This window comes from Chamaesiphon sp. OTE_8_metabat_110, assembly GCF_031382685.1.
In the GTDB taxonomy this organism is placed as follows: domain Bacteria; phylum Cyanobacteriota; class Cyanobacteriia; order Cyanobacteriales; family Chamaesiphonaceae; genus Chamaesiphon.
Genome location: NZ_JANMZA010000441.1, coordinates 1 through 2,077 on the forward strand (window position 1 = coordinate 1; position 2,077 = coordinate 2,077).

2 protein-coding genes and 1 pseudogene are annotated in these 2,077 nt (G+C 44.0%); all 3 read right to left on the reverse strand.

From position 1 onward, the window contains the following. Positions 1 to 159: 159 nt before the first annotated feature. The gene (locus RMO52_RS16155; protein ID WP_310416143.1) at positions 160 to 612 is read right to left on the reverse strand and encodes a DUF3531 family protein; all 453 of its coding nucleotides are present in this window, start codon (positions 610 to 612) and stop codon (positions 160 to 162) included. Between the two features lie 96 nt (positions 613 to 708). Next, a complete protein-coding gene (locus RMO52_RS16160) occupies positions 709 to 1,488 on the reverse strand; it encodes a photosystem II S4 domain protein (protein ID WP_310416147.1) in 780 nt (259 codons plus the stop codon). Positions 1,489 to 1,779: 291 nt separating this feature from the next. Further along, positions 1,780 to 2,077 (reverse strand): annotated as a pseudogene (locus RMO52_RS16165) (hypothetical protein); the annotation flags it as partial.

A 2,077-nucleotide genomic window follows, 5' to 3' on the forward strand; every position in this document is an offset into this window, starting at 1 on the left:
ATATTGGCGGCGAAAATGAAGACTGGGAGATCGATCCTAGTTATAAAGAGTCATTATTCCAGGATATTAATTAACACTCGATCTGTAAAGTAGAGGGTTCAGAAACCCGACTTTTCCAAAAAGTCGGGTTTCTGAACCCTCTATTTTACAGATCGAGTGTTAATTAATATCCTGGAATAATGACTCTTTATAACTAGGATCGATCTCCCAGTCTTCATTTTCGCCGCCAATATACATCTGGACAATTTCGACGTATTCGGTATTTAATTGAGAGAGAGAGTTGATCAAAACATCAAGGGCGATCGCATCGCTAGTACCCAGATCCATCCAGCAGCGTGCCCAGTTGCCCTCATATTCAAAATCACCCATATTGTGCATCACCGACATCATGGTGCTGTCAGCAGCATCATTGTCATAGTCCATATAACTCAGATCCAAACCTGTTTCTTGGACTTGGCTATTCTCGGCATTAAAGCCACCTAATTTGCCCAAGAAAAACCATGAGGAAAAAACTTCTTCAACTAGCTTTTTCTCTTGTTCGGATGGGACATTGACAAACTCTAACCAAAACCAAACATCAAATTGACTGAATTCACGAAATTGGACTTGCATGGTAATTAGGCTTTAGGTTTTAGGCTTTGGGCTTTAGGTTCTAGCCCGAATAAATGTAGGGTGGGCAATGCCCACCATCTAGAATCTACCCTTTACTTAAATAAATCTGGTTAAATTGATCCGATATCTTTCCTTTTTGGTGATGGCGACTTCGCCGATTTCTAGTCTGCCTTTACCGCGAATTGCAACTAGATCGCCTGCTTTGAGGGCGTGGGAAGATTGACTAACATCCTTCCAATTTACCCGCACGTCGCCGCTAGAAATAATATCAACCATCTTACTGCGAGACATGCCAAAACCAGCAGAGGCGATCGCATCTAATCGCATCGAAGCTTCGGTTGTTACCATCTCCTTTTTCTTCGGTTCCCTAATCTTTAATTCGCTTAAATCAATCTGTCTAGTTTTGACAGGAACAGATCGAACTTGAACCAAATTGGTTTCTAAAAACGGTACCAATTCGGGCGCAACGATCGCTTGAGCACCCTGTTCGCCAAGGACGATGATATCACCTGTCTTGTCTCTAACGATGCCACAGCCCAGCATCGAACCCAAAAAGTCCCGATGGGTAGGCGGATCAAACAAGAAGTTACCCGCGATATGTACAGCCGCTAGGGGGACTTGACTAGGTTCAAATGGTAGCTCACTCCGACAGATACCCAAACGTTGCCGCTCGGCTTGGGGATAGCCACCTGTCGCGATAATTTCAATATCGGAGAGACGGCTAAATACTTCCCGAACTTCGGCAATTTCTGGCGGGGAGAGAAAGTCGGTTTCGACTACTTCCCAACTTTTGATTGCTTGCTCGGCCAAATCGATGATTCTGGCGACGATTTCACGATTCTCGACTCGTTTTAGTAGTTCTTCTCTCGGTAGCATTTGAAATTAGTTAAAGGTTGAGAATCTTGTAGGGGTGGGTTTATACAATTGATTTAGATTGCACTAAAAATTTACTTTGAACCCACCCTCACCCACTAGTTATGAAATGATCGGCGGCAATTTCAAATTCGAGATGTTTTACCGATTTCCCACTAATAATCGATTGTTGCTGGTGGGGTTGGGCGGGTTCGTTTAGTACTTAATGGTAAGTTACGAGTATTTTTAGCATAAACCCGCCCCTACGACAGACAGAAATAGGTTTGAATTTGAAATTGCTGAATAATCGGCTCTCTACTGATACATATCAATGTAGCTTTGAATATTTTCTGGATCGAACTTGCGTAATACTGTTGTTGCTTGCTGGAGCAATAGCTGTGAACCTTCAACGACAATTAGATATTTCCCGGCATTAAGACGGTTACGATATGGCAGCGCGTCGCCACTCCCGAAGGCAATTCCACCACCGCCACCGATGAACACACTACCCATCGCGCCACCGATGGCACCGAGCAATCCGCCGATGATTCGATCACCTATTTCTCCTGCCCAGGCAAATGTGTGGAGATTAGTTGAGAAACTAAAGCCAAGT